The organism is Bacillus sp. V33-4 (assembly GCF_002860225.1).
Taxonomy (GTDB): domain Bacteria; phylum Bacillota; class Bacilli; order Bacillales; family Cytobacillaceae; genus Bacillus_BJ; species Bacillus_BJ canaveralius.
Genome location: NZ_PGVC01000045.1, coordinates 23,565 through 42,278 on the forward strand (window position 1 = coordinate 23,565; position 18,714 = coordinate 42,278).

The following is an 18,714-nucleotide window of genomic DNA, read 5'->3' on the forward strand; positions in this document are numbered from 1 at the left end:
GAATGTACGAGTACCGGATTTATTGTGCAAAAGGGCTCTGACCCATTCCTTTAGAAAGACCGGCCTCTACCACTTGGATAGGTGTAACGAAGAGATGAAAGGGCATTTGACCGTTGAGACATGGGAGTGAAAACCTCCAGGGGTAGCGCGGAGAAAATTTGCAGTATATGGAAATGATTGAATTTATTCATAAATCCTTTATTTAAGTACCCTTGATATAGCCAAAACGCTAATAAAGCCCTTCAAAAGTCCTCTCAATTCTGATTAAGTGATTTGAAACCCTGCGAATTACGTGAGTATTTAGGAGATAATCGTATCTTACTAAGGGAGCATAATAAGGGATTCATGTACGAGGCGGTTAATCCTTCCTGGGTCAACGCACCCTTTAAATTAAGTACATTATTTCATAAATAACCTTTCTTTTGTTTAGGATTGTTCATCAAATACTTCAATTAATTCAAAGTTATTGAGGAATATTGTACAACATTCAAGTGTTCAGGCGCCAAAAAACTATTTGCAAACCTATTCCACTTTGAAGCAATGCCACCTAGGAACTGGCCCATATGTACTTCTGATAGCTCAGTTTCCTCTCAATTTAATAAATCCACATCTTTTATATCATTTCTAAGGTATATTTTTCTTTTATTATAGAAACAGTCTTCGACTGGCATTATTTTATTTTCCTTAAGTTTTTTTAGTAATAATTGATAATCAATATTTAATTCCAGAGCCAAAGTTTCCAGTGTTACATAAGTATCTTTATAATACAACTAATACCGAAGAGTTTTTTCCATTTCTTTCTATAAGATTATAATTATTTACAATTCTTTCTATAAAGGGATAAGGGATCTCTAAAAATTTCGATATCTCACTTAACGAAAAAGTACCGAATTCATTTTTAATTTTATAATAATAACAAAAATCATCAAGTTCCCTTGTGTTTATGAGAAAACGATTTAAACCTTTCTCACTTTCTCCAACTATAGAATAAGGTCGAATATGTCCCTCCATTATAAAGACAATAATATCAGATAACCTAAATCCCCCCTTTAAATGTCTATAAATATTTTTTAAACTAACAAGATCCTTAGTTAATTCCCCTTTAGGTAAATAACTAATATTCTTTTCAATACTCTCAATAAATTGGATTACGTCTTCCCTTAAATATCGGTTACTTGGATGCCCATCTATCTTTGAACCTCTCATTAGTTTAAAAAAACCTGCACTCTCAAAATCTGCAATCACTTTTTGATCTACATTTAAATATTGGGCTACTTCTCTTAAATTGAACATTTCTAATTCTAAAAAACGTTCAAGGTTTTGCTTATTAATAAGTATGTTCTTATTTACTTTCCTGTAATTGATATAGCCAGTAGATAATAATTTATCTAAATTTCCTTCTGAAAGCTTATATTTTTCCCTCGCCCTCTTAAAGGATATAAAATTAGATTTATTTTCGTCGTAATTTAAGTTCCTTTGAATGGATAGATTACTGTTATCCCAAAAGTTAAGTAAATAATTTTCAAACTCGCTCACTAGAGGGTCAAGTTTATTTTTATATGCTTTTTCATATAAATTTTCATACAACAGACCAAAGCTCTTATTTAACAAACCACTTTTATACTCAGTATTTTTAGGAAGAGTACTATACCGTGAAGAAAATTCAAAAAATTATTTGGCCAATAAGAAAATATCTTATCAATCCAATTTATTGCATTATTGTTATTTTCATTCATAATAAACGGAACCTGAAACCGCCTTTTTTTTATAATATAAATAAAATATATCCTATAAAATATATGATAAATAAGCATAATTGAGCTTATATCCAAATCTGAAAATAAATATTTAACTTTATTATTTTTACTTATGGATATATTATTATCAAATTTACTATGAATCATAATAGATCTTTGTAGATTAAGTTCATTATTAATGTTATTTATATTTATATCTCGATAGTCCAAACCACATGAACATTTGTATAGGTTCCCTCTTAGGTGATAAATACCTTTATTGCAACTCGGGCAACTTGTAATAAGTTCTACAGAATGAATAGCACAGGTAGTATATATTTTTATATCCCATATCTTTGAACAAAATTTTTTTTCTTTTAGGCACAAAGGACAAATTTTTACTTTTAAACTCACAAGACCGTTTGAAAATAATATTTTATTCAACATAGTATTATTCTCTGCATAATTTAATTCATTGCAAAGAGTTAATTTCCATAATTCTGTTTCCTTGATCCCTGTTAATTCATTTAACTTTCGGAGAGAGATATTATTGGGGTTAAAGTGTGTAACTCTTATATCTGTTAAGTCTAATTCTCTAAATATCCATGCGGCAGTGTCAAACTTATTCTCAATCGATACTCTACCTATAAAACTAACTAGACTTTCATTCTCATAAGGTGTTGGTACAATTAAAAACCTCATAAAGAATCAAACCCCTCATTGTTAGATTTTCCCCTATAAGCAACTTTAATAGTGAACAAGTAACTTTGTTGAGAGAAATATAAAAGGCTCAGAAGTATGATTCGTGAGCCATTCTTAAATAACTATTAGTCAACTGTCTGCTTAATTAAAATAATTTCCAAAATAAATTTTAATATCCCATTCCGTTAGTTTAAGATGGTATTCCAGTTAATATTGAAAACCATTCCAGTAAATTATAGAGCAATTCCGGAGTTTTATGAAAAATTACATCAAACCGCCTCAGTACCCCACTTCTTCTCTTCCTGCACAAACAGAATCCCAAGCTCATGGTGGTCGCCTTCGTATAACGCACGCTGAACGAAACGAATCTCGCCGTTCACATCAAGAATTTCAAGCTTGCAATGGGCGCGGTTTCGCTGAACTGCCTCATAGAAGGCCTTTTCATCATTGACCTGAATGCCATTGACCTTTGTTATCAGCTCGCCTACCTGCAAGGCCATTTTGTGTGCGGGTGAATCGAGAATAATCCCGAGAATCATCAGGCCCTTGTTTCGTTTCGAAAAGTAGAATGGTTTGTTCTCTTCTGAAAGGCGATCCCTTAAAGTGAGCACTTCGCGGCCGAGCACGGCTAAAGCGACAACTGCTATCGAAATGATAGGCCACCAATATCCGGCTCCTGCAAAGATTAAGGTAATTACTCCTAGGACAATCACTCTTTTTCCAACTAACTTCACGGCTTCTTTTGGAAGCATGCCTTGAATTTGCTGGTAGAATCCAACAGCAAACGGAACTAGGATAAACGAAAACTCCTTGCCTCCTAATGTAAAAATCGGCCACCACTCAAATAGGGCTGAAATAGCATCACCGGGGATTACAAGGAACACAGGCAGCATCCACAGTCTTTTTACTTCATGAACTCCGACTGACTGCCCACGCTTACTTTTTATAAGCTTCGGCGAGGTTCCCTTTTGGCCATTTTTTAAAATAAGGACGCCTTCTCCAATGATTAATAGCGATAGTAATACTGCAATGGCAGGATAAATGCCATTCTCAAGTGAAGCAAACAGATCCGGAAAGTATGGGATCGACCAGTTTTGATTGACCGCTAATATGAAGGCGAAAAATGCCGCACCAACCGTATAAGCAGGTGAAATCAACCGCACTTTTGTTGTGATACTCGCGAGTATTGTAGCACATGCGGTTAACAGGACGGCTTCAAACGGAATGACAAGCCCGGCTGCCAATGAAATGATAGAGATGGCTATTCCAATAACGGCGCCTGTCGGCAAAAGCTGCCGCAATTCAAAATAGGCATTCTCCACACGGACATGAAAGTTCTTCCTTTCCCGTTTCACCCGGGAAACTCCCAATATAGCAGCCAATAGGAAAAGATAGTAAAACACAGGGTTGAGCAATAATTTACCTGTCCCTTTTAATAATTCAATTAACCACGCTTGTGCCAACCTAGTCACCAGCCTCTATGATAATCCTCTTAATTGTGTGTATTAAAAACATTCTATTAAAGCCTATTTTACCAAACCAACAACTTAAAACCTATTGCTAGTTTTTGCAAACCGAATAAATTTGTGAATCTCCTCAAATGTTTATTTTCTTTTTCAAACGGGAATTACACCAAACATAAATTTAAAGAGGTGAGTCAATGCACACGGCCAATGAGTTTTTACTAGAAAAAGAGGATATGACCAATCCTGAGATCGTTCCAGATTGGGTCATTCGCGAGTACGCTACATTTAACAAAACGGTTACAGATAAAACATTTCCATGCACTTTTGGAATGACGGCAGAAAAAAGGGGCGAACTCCGTTACTCATATATCACTCATGATAACTGGTCCGAACTTCCGGGAACAATCGAGGCGTTCATTGACCTGTTTAATGCTCCCAAATTAATAAGGCATGGGCTCTTTTTATTTGTTGAACCGGAAAAAGAGGAAAAGTCGCTTGAATACTATAGAGAATATTTCTGGAATCTTCTTCAGTACCTGCATGAAAAAGACTCTAAGCCATGGCCGAAAGACTACCCGACAGACCCCGACCACTATCTTTGGGCATTTTCTTTCGCAAATGAGCCATTCTTTGTGTTCGGCAATGCACCGGCCTACAAGCAGCGAAAGACGCGTGACCTTGGAAACAGCCTTATTCTTGGATTTCAGCCACGAAGGATTTTTGAAGGACTTGAAGGAACATCGCCGGGCGGAATCATGTCACGGGAAAAGGTGAGAGAAAGAGTCGAGAAATGGGACCAGCTTCCGAAACACCCGAATATTAGCCACTACGGCGACCCTGAGCATCGTGAATGGAAGCAGTACTTTATCGGCGATGACATTAAACCGATCGAAGGGAAATGCCCATTTCATCATAAATAATCATTGGTTTGGCAACATATTAACCCTGTTTCAGTTCCACATATGTTTCTTTGATCGCGGAGAAAAGTTTTCGCGCATATACTGACTAAATCGCGAATTAAATTTTTAACTGTCGGAATATATCTCCACTCTCATAGATAAAATGCACCCGCGATTCTACCAATAAGCAGCCAAAAAGGCTTTCCACATGGCGGAAGGCCTTTTTAAAATCTACTTTTCATAAAAGCTTTGTTTCTATCATTTTTTCGCAAGATGGCGTAAGGCCGTTTGGAGTTGAAAATCATTTTCTTCTTTCTTTATTTCTTTGATAACAGCTGCTTCAAGGGCCGAGGCGGTTTTTTGGTCGATGATGCCCGTTGGCTTGATTTTTTGCTGCTGTTGGAATGCTTTTACTGCCGTAACTGTGCCAGCATTGAAATAACCGTCTCTCCGTCCGGGAGCAAAGCCTAGCCCATCAAGCATTTGCTGGATATTTTTAACCTGTTCATTGTTCATGTCTTTTTTTAGTGGCTCTTCCAATTTGAGCGGATGTGTCTGGAATATTTCCGACTGGCTGACTTTGACTGTCGGTTCAATCCCTTTGTTATGAATCCAGTTGCCGTCCGGAGTCAGCCATTTGAAGAGTGTTAATTTAATCGTGCTTCCGTCCGCCATCTGTACGGGCTGCTGAACCGTTCCTTTTCCAAAAGTCGTTTCGCCGATTAACGCGTAACCGCCCGCTTCTTTTAAAGCACCTGCCAAAATTTCTGCTGCAGACGCGCTTCCTTTATCGATTAATACAGCAATTGGGTAATCCTTTTTCTTTTTCAAATTAGAAAAGTATCGATCTTTTTCACCGTCCCGTTGTTCTATTTGCACGTAAGGTTTTTCATCTGTAATAAGCTGCTTTAAAATTTCATCGACACTTGTTAACAGGCCGCCTGGGTTACCGCGAACATCAATAGCCAGCCCGTCAATGCCTCTTTTTTCCATCAAATTCAATTCCTTTTGAAATTCTGCTGCTGTGTTTTTCGAAAAAGAGGTGAGTTCAATATAGCCAATCTGTTTGCCATTCTGCTTTTTCACATCAGCATAAACGGTAATTTGCGGTATTTCATCACGTTCTATCTCAAGCTTCAACGGATCCTTCAATCCTTGCCTCGCAATTTCCAGTTCGACCTTTGTACCCTTTTCACCGCGGATCTTTACAGTCGTTTCATACAGATCCAGTCCTTTGACACTTTCACCGTCCACTTTTAAAATTTCATCATTCGGCTTAACTCCTGCTTTTTCCGCAGGAGAATCTTTAAACGGCGCAACAATCACAACTTTACCGTCTACGATACTGACTTCGGCACCAATTCCTTCAAAGGTTGATTCTAAGGTTTGATTAAACTGGCTGGACGTTTCTTTGTCCATATAAACAGAGTATGGATCTTCAAGTGTGGACAGCATGCCCTGTACTGCCCCTTCGATTAGCTGCTCTTCGTCAACTTTTTCCACATAGCGATTTAAAATCAAATTATAGGCCTGACTCACTTTTTCCAGATCAACAAAGCTTGTACTCTCTTCTACCTGCGATCTTTTCGCTGATTGATGGGCCTCGTTAGTTTCTTGCGGCGTACCTTGCCAGTTCACTACAGCATAGGTACCCGCAGAACCAAGAAACAACGAACCGGCCATTAAAAGTGCGATCCATTTATTGTTCATAGCTTCCCCTCTTTCTCCAACAATACATTAAGCGGGGTTTCCCTGAATACTCCATTCTAGTAGAGATTCACATCAGCTCCCTGTCTATATCAATATATGTGGACTGGGACGAGTTATGAACAATAATAAATACTCTTTCTTGGGAGATTACAAGTTTTTAAATTTTGGTGACAGGGTATCAGAATCATATATGGTTAGGATTTTTGTCAAAAGAAAAAAGGAAGAAGCATAGAGCTTCTTCCTGAGATGCTTACAATGGGACATAACCAGCTGGATTTATAGCATTTTTCTGTCCATCCCAATATCCTTTATGAAGTTCAAAGTGCAAGTGTTGTCCATCAGAGTCACCCGTATTACCCATCATACCGATTTGCTGCCCTTTTTGAACTACCGCTCCATTTGGAACTCCCAAGCTGCTTAGATGAGCATACACGGTTGTAAAAGTTTGTCCATTAATTGAATGGGCAATATAAATTACATTTCCGTAGCTGCTAGAAAATGCAGAACGATACACTACTCCATCAGCTGCCGCAACAATTGGAACACTTCCACCTTTGGCGATATCAACTCCGGCATGGAGCTTTCCACCACGCTGACCAAATCCGGATGAGACGTATCCACTTGCAGGTCTGGTAAATGCGCCACTTGATACTGGTGGTTGTGCCGCAACACTTCCACCGCTGCTTCCTTGGGATTTCGCCCTGGCAGCTGCTGCTTCCTGCTCTTTTCGTTTTCTTTCTTCCGCTGCAATACGATCCTGTTCCATTTTAATTACTTGTTGTATAGCTGCTTCTTGTGAAGCTTTAATCTCGGCCTCTTCTTCGAGACTCATCTTATATTCATGCGCTTCATGTTCCTGCTGTTCAAGGCTTGCCATCAGTCTATTTTGTTCAGCTTTTTGAGAATCAAGCTGTTGTCTCATGTTTTCCAAATCTGCATGCATTTTTTCAAGGTCTGCAAGTTGCTGTTGGACTTCTGTCTGCTTTTTCTCAAGAAGTTCTTTGTCTTCACGATGCTGACGAAGAATACCCTGGTCCGCCTCAACAATCGTCGTTACTGCTCCGACACGGTCGATAAAATCACTAAAGCTTTGTGCGCCCATTAACACATCAACATAGCTGACTGAGCCGCCAGTTTCCTGGAATGAACGGGCCCGGTCCTTGAGCATTTGATTTCTCTTTTCGATTCTTTCCATTAATACTTGGATCTCACCTTGAAGCTTTTCAATTTCGACTTTTGTTGCTTCAATTTGACCCTCTTTTTCTGCGATTTTACTGTTCGTATCGTTTATTACAAGTTCAATTTGCTGAATTTCATTTTGAACATTATCCTGCTGTCCCTGCAGTTGGTTTATTTGACCTTCTGCTTCATTAATTCCGGAATTAATGCCTGAACGTTCCTGCTGGAGGGCTTTCTTCTGATTCTCTAATTCTTGTAATTTTGTAGATGCTAATGCTGGACTAGCACCTGCCCCTGTTAAAATACTCCCCATTCCCACAGTTGCAACAACCGTGAGAGTTAATAATGAATGTTTCAAATTCCGAATTCTCCTTTCGACTTCCAGGTTGATCTACTAATCTCATACAATGGTGAACCTTTGGCCCCAGTTAATTCGTCTATACAATGAATGCGCAGAAGGCTTACTTCACAGACCCCGACCTGAGGTCACAAGCTTTCTACACTTTTAAAAACTTGCGTACTGACATTAAGCTGCCCCAAATTCCGATGATCGCTCCCATTAAAATGAGAAGCCCCGCAACTTGGTAAACGAATGGATTAAATTCAAGAAGCTTAATAAAATGGTTAGTTAATCTTGGTTCGATATAGTCGTAAGCATAGCGATAAGTAACGGCAATAATCGCAATTGGCACAATTGAGCCAAGAATTCCAAGCCACAACCCTTCTAAAAAGAATGGCCAGCGGATAAAGGAATTGGTTGCTCCTACCAATTTCATAATCTCAATTTCTTTTCTTCTCGCTACGATCGTGATCTTGATCGTATTTGAAATCAGAAACATCGCGGTAAATAATAAACCGATTATTAGCACAAGCCCAACATTGCGGCTCGTTTCGATAAATGCAAATAGCTTTTCTATGGAGCCTTGTCCATATTTAACATTTGAAGCGTACTGCATCTTCTCAATTTTCTTTGCAACAGCCATTGTGTCTGTTGGATTTTTCGTTTTTACGATAAATACATCGTTCAATGGGTTATCCTGTTCAAACAACTGGAATATTTCCCCTTCTTCTCCAAGGCTTTCGATCAGATTAGTCAGTTCTTTTTCTTTTGGTGAATATGTAGTGCTGCTCACCTCGGGAATCTGTTCAATCTGTTGCTTTAAAACCTCTTGGTCCTGCTCAGTGGCAGCGATATCGATGTGCACGCGAATTTCGACGTTCTCTTCAATAGTTGTAGCTACTTTATTGAGATTCATCATAATAACGAAAAAGACGCCAACTAAAATTAATGTTACGGTAACGGCGCTGACTGACGCAAAGGTCATCCAGCCGTTTCTTCCCAAACTTTTAAAGCTCTCTCTAACATGACGGCGAAGGGTTCTAGCTTTCATAGCCGTATTCCCCCCTCTGTTCATCCCGGGCAATTTTCCCGTTCTCAATCGCAATAACACGATGGGTGATCGTATTAACAATTTCCTTATTATGTGTTGCCATGACCACGGTCGTCCCTCTCGTGTTGATTTCATCAAATATGTTCATAATTTCCCATGATGTATCAGGGTCAAGGTTTCCGGTTGGTTCATCGGCAATTACTAACTTAGGAGCGTTAACAATCGAACGGGCGATCGAAACACGCTGCTGCTCGCCACCTGAAAGCTCGGTTGGAAGCATTCTTGCTTTATGTTTTAATCCAACAAGCTCGAGCGTCTCCAAAACGCGCTTCTTTATTTGTTTCGGCTGTTCTTCGATAACCTCTAAGGCAAACGCGACGTTTTCATAGACGCTTAATGTCGGAAGCAATTTAAAGTCTTGAAAAACAACGCCTATGTTTCGGCGCAATAGCGGAACCTTTTTGGGCTTTAGTTTCCCAAGGTCTATTCCATTAATCAGGATCGCCCCTTTTGAAGGTTTTTCCTCACGATACATCATTTTAATGAAAGTAGATTTCCCCGCACCACTTGGACCAACTACATATACAAATTCGCCTTGCTTAATTGTCACATCTATTCCGTTAACGGCGATCACACCGTTTGGGTACTTTTTAAAAACTGATTGCATTTCTATCATTTATACCATCACCTGAACTTAAAATATATGCCAATAAGATTTTATCATTTTACATCTTTTGACAATCTTCGTCGATTTCGACAAATTTCTTATCCGTGGCACATAACTAGACAATAGCAACAAGCCTTTTCGCCTCTTGCCTAGACTATTATAACATCATAAATTGTCAAATAAACCGAATAAATATTACATTTTCATTTCATTTTAGTACGAAATAACTACATTTTTCCTCTGTTGGTTAATAAATCTATTATAATTTTAATTTTCCATTCTATCTTTAAGCCAATATTCTACAAAAAATTTTTAAAATCGCATTTTTAATGTTACTAATATGACATTTACGTAACAGTAATGTAACAAATAATTTCATCCGAATTGGGAGATTTATAAAAAAGGGGCAAAAAGACGAAGATTTTTCTTAACAGCAAGACAGTTAGTGAAGGTTCTACCATTTATTATTTCATGACAAGGTCCTTAAAAAATACTATTTTTCTAATATAAAAAACGTTCTGCTATATACAGAACGTTTTTCGGGCTTTATTCACTTATTTTTTTGCTGCCAGCCAGTCGGCAACAGTCGAGGCTTCTTCACCTTTTAATGCTCCAGCCGGCATGATTCCTTTTCCCTCAGCAATAATCGTTTCAATATCTTCTTTTGATAGATCAGCGCCTACTTTATCGAGAGCAGGGCCTGCTCCACCCTCGAGGTTTTCCCCGTGGCATTGTAAACATTTTTGGTTATAAAGCTTTTCAGCATCTCCGCCGCTGGCTGTTGTTGTTTCTTCGCCATCTTTTGTTGCTTTGTCATCAGCAGCTTCATCGCCGCCTCCACAGGCAGCCAACACAAGAGCAGTACCCATCATTAAAGCGAGCAACTTCTTTTTCACTAATATCCCCCCGAGAGTTAAAAATTGCATAGTACAGTTACATTATACCAATCTCATGCTCGTTTGAAACCCTCTCCCAATACCTCTGCAGCATCCATAACAATCACAAATGCAGTTGGATCAATGCTTTTTACTAGTTGTTTCAATTTTGTGAACTCAGTTTGATCGACGACACACATTAAGATTGGCCTCTCATGGTCCGTAAAACCACCATATGCTGATAGTTTTGTCACACCCCGGTCTATTTTAATCAAAATGGCTTCACGGACTTCGTCCTGCCTGTTTGTAATAATCATCGCCATCTTTGATCGTCCCAAGCCTACTTGGACGAAATCAATCGTTTTACTCGTTACATAAAGCCCTATTAAAGCATATAAACCACTTTCGATATCAAAGACGATCGCGGCCGACAAGACTATTAGACCGTCAATGAGGGCAACGCTTCTGCCAAGCGAAAAGCCTGTATACTTATGAATGATTTGCGCAGCTAAATCCGTTCCGCCTGTTGATGCTTTTCCGCGAAAGACAATTCCGAGACCAAGCCCGACACCAATGCCGCCGAATAAAGAGCCAAGCAAAGGATCGCTGGTCCATGGTTCTAGATCGTTGGATAGGAATACGACAAGCGGCAAGAAGATCGTACCGGCAAGCGTTTTTGCCCCAAATTGCTTGCCAAGAAAGATTAACCCGGCAACAAAGAGCGGAATATTAAAAGCCCATTGCACATAAGCAGGCTCCCACCCTATCACGGCATTAAGAATTGTACTGATTCCGCTCACACCACCCGAAGCCACCCGGTTTGGCAGCAGGAAGACATTAAAGGCAATTGCCACAATTGCTGATCCAACTAAAACATAGAAATACTCTATGATCCTCGCTAATAATGGATGATTTGTATATGTAGTACGCTTTCGCTTCATTTCCTGGTTTACTCCTTTAAATTTACACTTTCTCTCGACCGAAAGTGAGTATAGCATGGAAGATGATTTTGTGTAAATGGCGTTGTATTGCCGTGTTAAAGGGTTAAACCTCATTTTTAAGCAGTGCTGTTAAGGGAATGTAAACAAATAGAAAAAGCCTCTGCCAGATTCCAGCAAAAGGCTTTACCATTTAGTTTAACCTTGATCGCAAATAGGCGTTTATGAACACATCCAGTTCACCGTCCATTACGGCCTGGATGTTACCGACTTCCGTGTTGGTGCGGTGATCTTTCACCATTGAATAAGGATGGAAAACGTACGAGCGGATTTGGCTGCCCCAGCCAATCTCCTTCTGTTCGCCACGGATTTCGGCAAGCTCTTGTTCCTGTTCTTCAATCTTGCGTTGATATAATTTTGCCTTGAGCATTTTCATCGCATGCTCGCGGTTCTTGATCTGTGAACGCTCTGTTTGGCAAGTAACGACAACACCGGTCGGCAGATGCGTAATCCGGACGGCAGAATCGGTTGTATTGATATGCTGTCCGCCGGCACCGCTCGCCCTATAAGTGTCGATTTTCAAATCTTCGGTACGAATATCAATTTCAATCTCGTCATTGAATTCAGGCATCACTTCACAGGAAGCGAACGAAGTATGGCGCCGCCCCGATGAATCAAAAGGGGAAATCCTGACAAGACGGTGCACGCCTTTTTCCGCTTTCAAGTAACCATAAGCATTATGCCCTTTGATCGCAAGCGTGACACTCTTGATTCCCGCCTCATCTCCGGGAAGATAGTCGAGGGTTTCGACTTTAAAGCCTTTCTTTTCGGCCCAGCGGGTATACATGCGCAGCAGCATGGAACCCCAGTCCTGGGATTCGGTTCCGCCTGCTCCCGGATGAAGTTCAAGAATGGCGTTGTTTTTATCATATTCCTCGCTTAGGAGAAGCTGGAGTTCAAAGTCGTTTAGACGGTCTCTTAATTCGATCATTTCCGAAGAAAGCTCTTCCTGTAGCTCCTCATCAGGTTCTTCACGAACAAGCTCATAGGTAAGCTCTAAATTTTCATAAGTCTCATAAAGGCTTTTGAATTCATTGACGAGCTCTTTTAATGCGTTCCCTTCATTAATGACGGTCTGGGCTTTTTGCTGATCATCCCAAAAACCGGGCTGCAGCATGACTTCATCAAGTTCTGCTATCCTGGCCTCTTTATTTTCAAGGTCAAAGAGACCCCCTAAAGTCCGCTAATTTCTTAGCTGTTTTTTCTAATTCATTGCGAATATCCGCTAATTCCATATTCGGTCACCTCTAAGAGTTTTTATTAGTATATCGTTTGAAGCTCTGCAAAGATACTCTGGCAGGTAAAAGAGGGCCGGCAGAGCTTGCCTGGCCCTCTTTTCATGCTTATTGTATTGGCTTATCCGCTAATTCCGTGGCAGTTTTTATATTTTTTGCCGCTTCCACAGTAGCATGGGTCATTACGGCCAAGTTGAATTTCTTTGACAACCGGCTTTTTCTTGACCTTTTCCCCATCTTCCTTAGGATTTACCGCATGACCTTTGGCAACCTCCTGGCGCTCAAGGTTATTGCGGATTTCCGCTTTCATGATGTATTTTGCAACATCTTCTTCAATTGACTCAATCATAGTTTCAAACATAGCGAAGCCTTCGTGCTGGTATTCACGGAGTGGATCCGTTTGTCCATATGCGCGCAGGTGAATACCCTGGCGGAGCTGGTCCATCGCATCAATATGATCCATCCATTTTGAGTCAACGGCACGGAGAACGATAACCTTCTCAAATTCGCGCATTTGCTCATTGTCCAGGACAGATTCTTTCTCATCATAACGGTCTTTTACTTTTGCAAAAATGATCTCGATGATTTCTTCAGCTTCTTTTCCGCGCAAATCATCGGTTGTAATGTCGCCTTCCTTAAGAAGGTTTCCGTTGACATAGTCAACAATGCCCTGCAGATCCCATTGTTCCGGATCTTCATTACCCGGCGTATGGGCTTCAACATGGCGGGAAAGCACGCCATGAATCATATTTTCGACAATCTCGCGCAGGTTTTCCGACTCCAATACCTCGTTGCGCTGTTTGTAAATAATTTCGCGCTGCTGGCGCAGAACATCATCGTACTGAAGGAGCTGCTTACGGGCATCAAAGTTATTGCCTTCAACGCGTTTTTGCGCTGATTCGACAGCTCTCGAAACCATTTTGCTCTGGATCGGCTGGGAATCATCCATGCCAAGGCGAGTCATCATCGCTTTCATATTGTCAGAACCGAAGCGGCGCATCAGTTCATCCTCCATCGAAAGATAGAACTGGGTCACCCCCGGGTCTCCCTGACGTCCGGAACGACCGCGCAGCTGGTTATCAATCCGGCGGCTCTCATGCCGTTCCGTACCGACAACGGCCAAACCGCCAAGGTCTACCACACCTTCACCAAGCTTAATATCGGTACCGCGGCCGGCCATGTTTGTTGCAATCGTGACGGCTCCACGTTCACCGGCATTCGCAATAATTTCGGCTTCACGGCCATGGTTTTTCGCATTGAGCACATTGTGGCGGACGCCTTTTTTCGATAGAAGCTTGGAAATTAATTCAGATGTTTCAATCGCCACTGTACCAACCAGAACGGGCTGGCCTTTTTCGTAACGCTCGGCAATATCCTCGACGACAGCCCGGAATTTGCCTTCCATTGAAGCATAGATAAGGTCTGCACGGTCATCACGAATTATCGGCTTATTCGTCGCGATCGCAATAACATTCATATTGTAAATATTGCGGAATTCCTCTTCTTCCGTTTTCGCCGTACCGGTCATCCCGGAAAGTTTTTCATACATACGGAAGTAATTCTGGAATGTAATGGTGGCGAGGGTCATGCTTTCATTTTGGACTTCAAGGCCTTCTTTTGCCTCAATTGCCTGATGGAGGCCGTCGCTGTAACGGCGCCCTTTCATTAAGCGGCCGGTAAATTGGTCAACAATCACAATTTCGCCGTCCTGAACCACATAATCCACATCCAGATGCATGCTGGCATGAGCTTTAAGCGCCTGGCTGATGTGGTGGTTTAAAGAGACATGTGAAATATCAAACAAGTTATCGATACCGAACGCCTTCTCGGCTTTCGTCATCCCTTCCTCTGTCAGCTGTACACTCTTCGTTTTTTCATCATATGTGTAATCATCGTCTCTAGTTAACGTCCTGACAAACGCATTTGCCTGAATATAAAGCTGAGTAGACTTTTGCGCAGTTCCTGAAATGATCAACGGTGTCCGCGCTTCATCGATTAAAATCGAGTCAACCTCATCAATGACCGCAAAGTAAAGCGGGCGCTGAACCTTTTGATGCTTGTAGAGCACCATGTTATCACGCAAATAATCAAACCCGAATTCATTATTTGTACCATACGTAATATCAGCTGCATAAGCCGCTTGCTTTTCTTCCTTCGAAAGGCCGTTTAAATTCAGGCCGACTGTCAGGCCAAGAAACTCATAAAGACGTCCCATTTCGGTCGCATCACGGCTGGCAAGGTATTCGTTGACGGTAATAACGTGAACACCTTTACCAGTAATCGCATTTAAATAAACGGGCATGGTCGCTGTTAACGTTTTACCTTCACCGGTTTTCATTTCGGCAATATTCCCGTCATGGAGGGCAGCTCCCCCCATTAACTGGACATGGTAAGGATACAGGCCAAGCACACGCTTCGCTGCTTCTCGGACCACCGCAAATGCTTCAGGAAGCAAATTCTCAAGTGCTTCGCCTTTTTGGTAGCGGGCTTTAAACTCCTCCGTTTTCTGACGAATATCTTCATCCGATAATTGTTCCATATCCTGAGCAAGGCTGTCTACCTCATCAGCCAGCTTTGCCAGGCGTTTTAAATCGCGTTTATTTTGATCAAATACTTTATTTAAAATTCCAAGCATGATAAACGCTCCTTTTTTATTATAAAAATATGAGAGGCCTTAATTACCTCACTTATGAAATAACAACATAAAAGACAACTAAAAAAAGATTCGCTTTTTTTACGCTGAATCCTTCCAACCGTTTTAATATATTCCTTATTAATACTACCACTTTCGCTATGTAGTGACAACTTATCGTAACTAGGAGCCTTTTTCCAAATACTAAGAAATTCTGAAAGGTTTTACACCGATATGCAAACAGCAGCCGCATTGCATCTGCAGCTGCTGCTTAAAATCATTTCTGTCTTTTCATGTAATCCAGTACATCTGTATCGATGTGCCCCTGCGCCTGTTCACGGGCCTCAAGATTTTCAGTGCGGATGTACTTAGTAAGGGCGCTGAACAGGTCTTCGTCGACTAACGGGTTTGAATTTGCATAACCGTGCCGTGTCAACTCCTGTTCAACGGAATCTCTTATTTCTCCGTCAAGCGGAACAATTTTATCCGGTCTTGAAGGAGAAAAATACAGCTGCTGAAGCTCATAAATCCGAATCAGCTCTTTAATCGGTTCGGGATGATCATCGACCCGCAGGTCAATATACCGGTCGTTGAATCGTCCATATCCTCCCTGTTCTTTTACAACGAGAAGCGCTGCGGACTGCTGGCCGCGGCTGTCTCCACCTGCTTGCTGGCCGGCCTGAAGGGCAGCAAGCAGCTTTTCTGCCAGGCTTCCTTTTGTTTTCGTAAAAATGATCGCCATTTCCTGGACGGTCCGTTGATCGACGAGGATATTTCCCTGGGCAGTAAAATGCCGGCCGGTGATTCCTCCAGCCCAATTGTAACAGCCCTCACCGGTAAAAGAGGCCGGATTGCCGTTTCCATCGATGATTCCAATCTGGCGCTGCTCCCGGTCCGGATCTTCCTCGGTCATGATTTTAAGAGCTTCTTCTGCTGATTTCCCTTGCTCCATCAGGTTCAAAGCTTTTGGCCCGTAAGCTGTATTGGCGAAAGCCTGGGTCGCAACTGCACCTACGCCGGCTTTAGCCCACGGTACGACTGCACCGACAGCGAGAAACTTGGATTGAACGGCGATTCCCCATTCTTTTTCTTCTGGATCATAACCAATAATCGAAAATGTCAAAATTGATAACCTCCCTGAACTGTTTATGGATTTGGCACTACTTCTTCATATTATTGCAAGAGTTAGTAATCCATTCCCTTATTTCAAGCAAGTTAAAAGTTTTCTAGAGTGCTAACTTGATAAAATTTTTTAACTCCGCGTATTTAATATTTAACCGTGCGCAGGCAGTTATGACAATACAAGCGCCCCATACACAAGTGCTCCGGCAATGACATAGGCAGGGTGAACCTTGAATTTTTCCATTAAAAGAAAGCTGATCGTGCCGATCACAATCGTTTGTAAAGCACCAACACTTTCATACGAAGAAAACAGGAAATCATACGTCATAACGCCGAGCAAAACTGCAATGACCGGCCGGATTACGGTTGTCATCCGCTTGACCCTTGGCGATTCCTTATATTTCATCAACAAGCCGAGCAAGGAAATCATCAAAATAAGCGATGGGGCAACCGTAGCAAAGACACCAACGACAGCGCCAAGAACCCCGCCCTGTTCGTAACCAATATAGCCGGCCATTTTCGTGGCAATCGGTCCGGGCAATGAGTTCCCCAAGGCCAGAACTTCACTGAATTCATTAACCGTCAACCATTCATACCGGTCAACCACTTCATTTTCAATAAGCGGAATCGAAGCTGGCCCTCCGCCGTAGCCAAGGATACCGGGTAAAAAAAAGGCCAGGAATATTTGAAAATAAATCATGATGTACTGTTCTCCCTTTCTGCCTCATTCTTTTTAGCCGAATCCTTTTTAAACAGTGCTCCTAATAAGAGAGCCAAAATGATGAACGCTGGATGGACCCCGAGCATTTCAATTAAGAACAGGCCCGCGACGACAAAAATAGCTGTCCAGACCCAGCCAAGAGCCGACTTTCCGGACTTATTAAAAAAGTCCCATGTTAATGTTGCCAGCATCACGGCTACAACGGGGACAACGGCTGCCGCCATGCCGGTAACCCACGGTTCATCTTTATAAGCATTCAGAACATTGAGCAGCAGGATCATCAGTACAATCGTCGGCACCATTGTCGCAACAAGAGCATTGAGCATTCCGGTGTAGCCGCCAACACGGTAACCGATATAACCGGCCATTTTCGTGGCAATTGGGCCAGGGAGCGCGTTGCCGAGTGCAAGAACATCACCAAACTCATCTGAATCCATCCATTTGTATTTCTCAACCACCTCTTTATGTACGAGCGGGATCGACGAGGGACCACCCCCGTAGCCAAGAATCCCCACTCGGAAAAACGCTAAAAAAATATGAAGCTGTTTCATTAAATCACCCGTTTCATCCTTTTACGAATAACGTCCAAATTGTCCATGCGTTATCGCATAGTTCAATTATAAGAAAAATACAAAATATTTAGAAGCACGAAATTTTATGAGAGCATTTTGGAAAAAATGATTTCGAACAAGCTTATAAACAGGCTTTTCTCATGTGGAAGCCCTTTTGGGCCGCTTATTTATAAGAACCCCATGTTGTGTCAAATAAAAAACCTATCATAAAAAACAGCCCTGAAAAATCAGGACTGCGTTCAGCAACCATGTTATTGGGCTTCAATCAGGCCATAGCGGCCATCTTTTCGTTTGTAAACGACGTTTGTGAGGTTTGTTTCGGCGTTTGTAAACACGTAAAAGCTGTGGCCGAGCATGTTCATTTGCAAAATGGCTTCTTCACTGTCCATTGGCTTCAGGTCAAAGCTCTTTTGGCGGACCACTTCCAGATCGTTATCCTCTTCAACTTGCGGAGAACCTGCCTCATCAACAGTTGTAAACATTTCGTTAATGTCGCCTTTTTCACGAAACTTGCGGTTAACCTTTGTTTTGTGCTTGCGAATTTGCCGTTCCAATTTATCGGTAATCAAATCGATTGCCGCATACATATCATCATGATCTTCCTCCGCCCGCAGCACTAAATTCGGCATCGGAATGGTGACTTCCACTTTTGATCTTCCATCATTATAAGTTTTTAAGTTTACATAAACATTTGCATCAGGAGTTTCAGCAAAATAGCGTTCCAACTTAGCAATTTTTTTCTCTACATACTCTTTAATTGCTGGAGTTACCTCAATGTTTTCACCACGAATGTTATAATTCATAAGTGA

The 18,714-nt window shown here is 41.4% G+C and carries 16 protein-coding genes; 1 reads left to right on the plus strand and 15 read right to left on the minus strand.

The window, feature by feature from the left end:
* Window positions 1-759: 759 nt before the first annotated feature.
* The 3 genes from CVD23_RS16485 to CVD23_RS16495 all read right to left on the minus strand — a co-directional run bounded on the left by CVD23_RS16485 (window position 760) and on the right by CVD23_RS16495 (window position 3,901).
* Entirely contained in the window at window positions 760-1,587 is an 828-nt protein-coding gene (locus CVD23_RS16485) for a hypothetical protein (protein ID WP_142382908.1), read from the minus strand.
* A 17-nt stretch (window positions 1,588-1,604) separates the two neighbouring features.
* Window positions 1,605-2,438, minus strand: coding sequence for a TniQ family protein (locus CVD23_RS16490; RefSeq protein ID WP_101666605.1), 834 nt, complete (start codon window positions 2,436-2,438; stop codon window positions 1,605-1,607).
* Between the two features lie 269 nt (window positions 2,439-2,707).
* Window positions 2,708-3,901, minus strand: a complete 1,194-nt coding sequence (locus CVD23_RS16495) for a PDZ domain-containing protein (protein WP_101666606.1) — start codon at window positions 3,899-3,901, stop codon at window positions 2,708-2,710.
* A 197-nt stretch (window positions 3,902-4,098) separates the two neighbouring features.
* Here CVD23_RS16495 and CVD23_RS16500 point away from each other — a divergent pair, with 197 nt between their 5' ends.
* A complete protein-coding gene (locus CVD23_RS16500) occupies window positions 4,099-4,824 on the plus strand; it encodes a YqcI/YcgG family protein (RefSeq protein WP_101577205.1) in 726 nt (241 codons plus the stop codon).
* A gap of 237 nt (window positions 4,825-5,061) precedes the next feature.
* Here CVD23_RS16500 and CVD23_RS16505 read toward each other — a convergent pair whose 3' ends face one another.
* The 12 genes from CVD23_RS16505 to hpf all read right to left on the minus strand — a co-directional run bounded on the left by CVD23_RS16505 (window position 5,062) and on the right by hpf (window position 18,708).
* Window positions 5,062-6,513 (minus strand): S41 family peptidase, encoded by a 1,452-nt coding sequence (locus CVD23_RS16505; RefSeq protein WP_101666607.1) that lies wholly within the window; start codon window positions 6,511-6,513, stop codon window positions 5,062-5,064.
* Between the two features lie 250 nt (window positions 6,514-6,763).
* Window positions 6,764-8,050, minus strand: a complete 1,287-nt coding sequence (locus tag CVD23_RS16510; protein WP_101666608.1) for a murein hydrolase activator EnvC family protein — start codon at window positions 8,048-8,050, stop codon at window positions 6,764-6,766.
* A gap of 139 nt (window positions 8,051-8,189) precedes the next feature.
* Window positions 8,190-9,083 carry a permease-like cell division protein FtsX gene (gene ftsX, locus CVD23_RS16515; RefSeq protein WP_101577202.1) on the minus strand — a complete coding sequence of 298 codons (894 nt, stop codon included), beginning with the start codon at window positions 9,081-9,083 and terminating at the stop codon, window positions 8,190-8,192.
* Window positions 9,073-9,759, minus strand: coding sequence for a cell division ATP-binding protein FtsE (gene ftsE / locus CVD23_RS16520; protein ID WP_101577201.1), 687 nt, complete (start codon window positions 9,757-9,759; stop codon window positions 9,073-9,075). Before ftsE ends, ftsX begins: the two co-directional genes overlap by 11 nt.
* A 545-nt stretch (window positions 9,760-10,304) precedes the next feature.
* A complete protein-coding gene (gene cccB, locus CVD23_RS16525; RefSeq protein ID WP_101577200.1) occupies window positions 10,305-10,646 on the minus strand; it encodes a cytochrome c551 in 342 nt (113 codons plus the stop codon).
* 53 nt (window positions 10,647-10,699) lie between these two features.
* Entirely contained in the window at window positions 10,700-11,566 is an 867-nt protein-coding gene (locus tag CVD23_RS16530; RefSeq protein WP_101666609.1) for a YitT family protein, read from the minus strand.
* 190 nt (window positions 11,567-11,756) lie between these two features.
* Window positions 11,757-12,858, minus strand: a protein-coding gene (gene prfB / locus CVD23_RS16535; RefSeq protein WP_101577199.1) for a peptide chain release factor 2 whose coding sequence is annotated in 2 segments (ribosomal slippage) — window positions 11,757-12,785 and window positions 12,787-12,858 — 1,101 coding nt in all. Because the reading frame shifts where the segments join, the coding sequence is not laid out codon by codon here.
* A gap of 121 nt (window positions 12,859-12,979) precedes the next feature.
* On the minus strand, window positions 12,980-15,493 hold the full coding sequence (gene secA / locus CVD23_RS16540) for a preprotein translocase subunit SecA (protein ID WP_101666610.1): 2,514 nt from the start codon (window positions 15,491-15,493) through the stop codon (window positions 12,980-12,982).
* Between the two features lie 274 nt (window positions 15,494-15,767).
* Window positions 15,768-16,613: a DUF1028 domain-containing protein gene (locus CVD23_RS16545; protein WP_101666611.1), complete on the minus strand. Its 846-nt coding sequence runs from the start codon at window positions 16,611-16,613 to the stop codon at window positions 15,768-15,770.
* Between the two features lie 168 nt (window positions 16,614-16,781).
* Window positions 16,782-17,312 (minus strand): chromate transporter, encoded by a 531-nt coding sequence (locus tag CVD23_RS16550; RefSeq protein ID WP_101666612.1) that lies wholly within the window; start codon window positions 17,310-17,312, stop codon window positions 16,782-16,784.
* The gene (locus CVD23_RS16555; protein WP_101666613.1) at window positions 17,309-17,884 is read right to left on the minus strand and encodes a chromate transporter; all 576 of its coding nucleotides are present in this window, start codon (window positions 17,882-17,884) and stop codon (window positions 17,309-17,311) included. The genes CVD23_RS16550 and CVD23_RS16555 overlap by 4 nt, the downstream gene beginning before the upstream one ends.
* Before the next feature lie 272 nt (window positions 17,885-18,156).
* The gene (gene hpf / locus CVD23_RS16560; RefSeq protein WP_101577194.1) at window positions 18,157-18,708 is read right to left on the minus strand and encodes a ribosome hibernation-promoting factor, HPF/YfiA family; all 552 of its coding nucleotides are present in this window, start codon (window positions 18,706-18,708) and stop codon (window positions 18,157-18,159) included.
* Window positions 18,709-18,714 lie beyond the last annotated feature (6 nt).

What these genes read in the sequence shown, in the direction of transcription:
- CVD23_RS16550 (WP_101666612.1), bottom strand. Translation starts at nt 17,312, where the DNA reads ATGATTTATTTTCAAATATTCCTGGCCTTTTTTTTACCCGGTATCCTT.
- CVD23_RS16505 (WP_101666607.1), bottom strand. Translation starts at nt 6,513, where the DNA reads ATGAACAATAAATGGATCGCACTTTTAATGGCCGGTTCGTTGTTTCTT.
- CVD23_RS16530 (WP_101666609.1), bottom strand. Translation starts at nt 11,566, where the DNA reads ATGAAGCGAAAGCGTACTACATATACAAATCATCCATTATTAGCGAGG.
- CVD23_RS16555 (WP_101666613.1), bottom strand. Translation starts at nt 17,884, where the DNA reads ATGAAACAGCTTCATATTTTTTTAGCGTTTTTCCGAGTGGGGATTCTT.
- hpf (WP_101577194.1), bottom strand. Translation starts at nt 18,708, where the DNA reads ATGAATTATAACATTCGTGGTGAAAACATTGAGGTAACTCCAGCAATT.
- CVD23_RS16490 (WP_101666605.1), bottom strand. Translation starts at nt 2,438, where the DNA reads ATGAGGTTTTTAATTGTACCAACACCTTATGAGAATGAAAGTCTAGTT.
- secA (WP_101666610.1), bottom strand. Translation starts at nt 15,493, where the DNA reads ATGCTTGGAATTTTAAATAAAGTATTTGATCAAAATAAACGCGATTTA.
- ftsX (WP_101577202.1), bottom strand. Translation starts at nt 9,083, where the DNA reads ATGAAAGCTAGAACCCTTCGCCGTCATGTTAGAGAGAGCTTTAAAAGT.
- ftsE (WP_101577201.1), bottom strand. Translation starts at nt 9,759, where the DNA reads ATGATAGAAATGCAATCAGTTTTTAAAAAGTACCCAAACGGTGTGATC.
- CVD23_RS16500 (WP_101577205.1), top strand. Translation starts at nt 4,099, where the DNA reads ATGCACACGGCCAATGAGTTTTTACTAGAAAAAGAGGATATGACCAAT.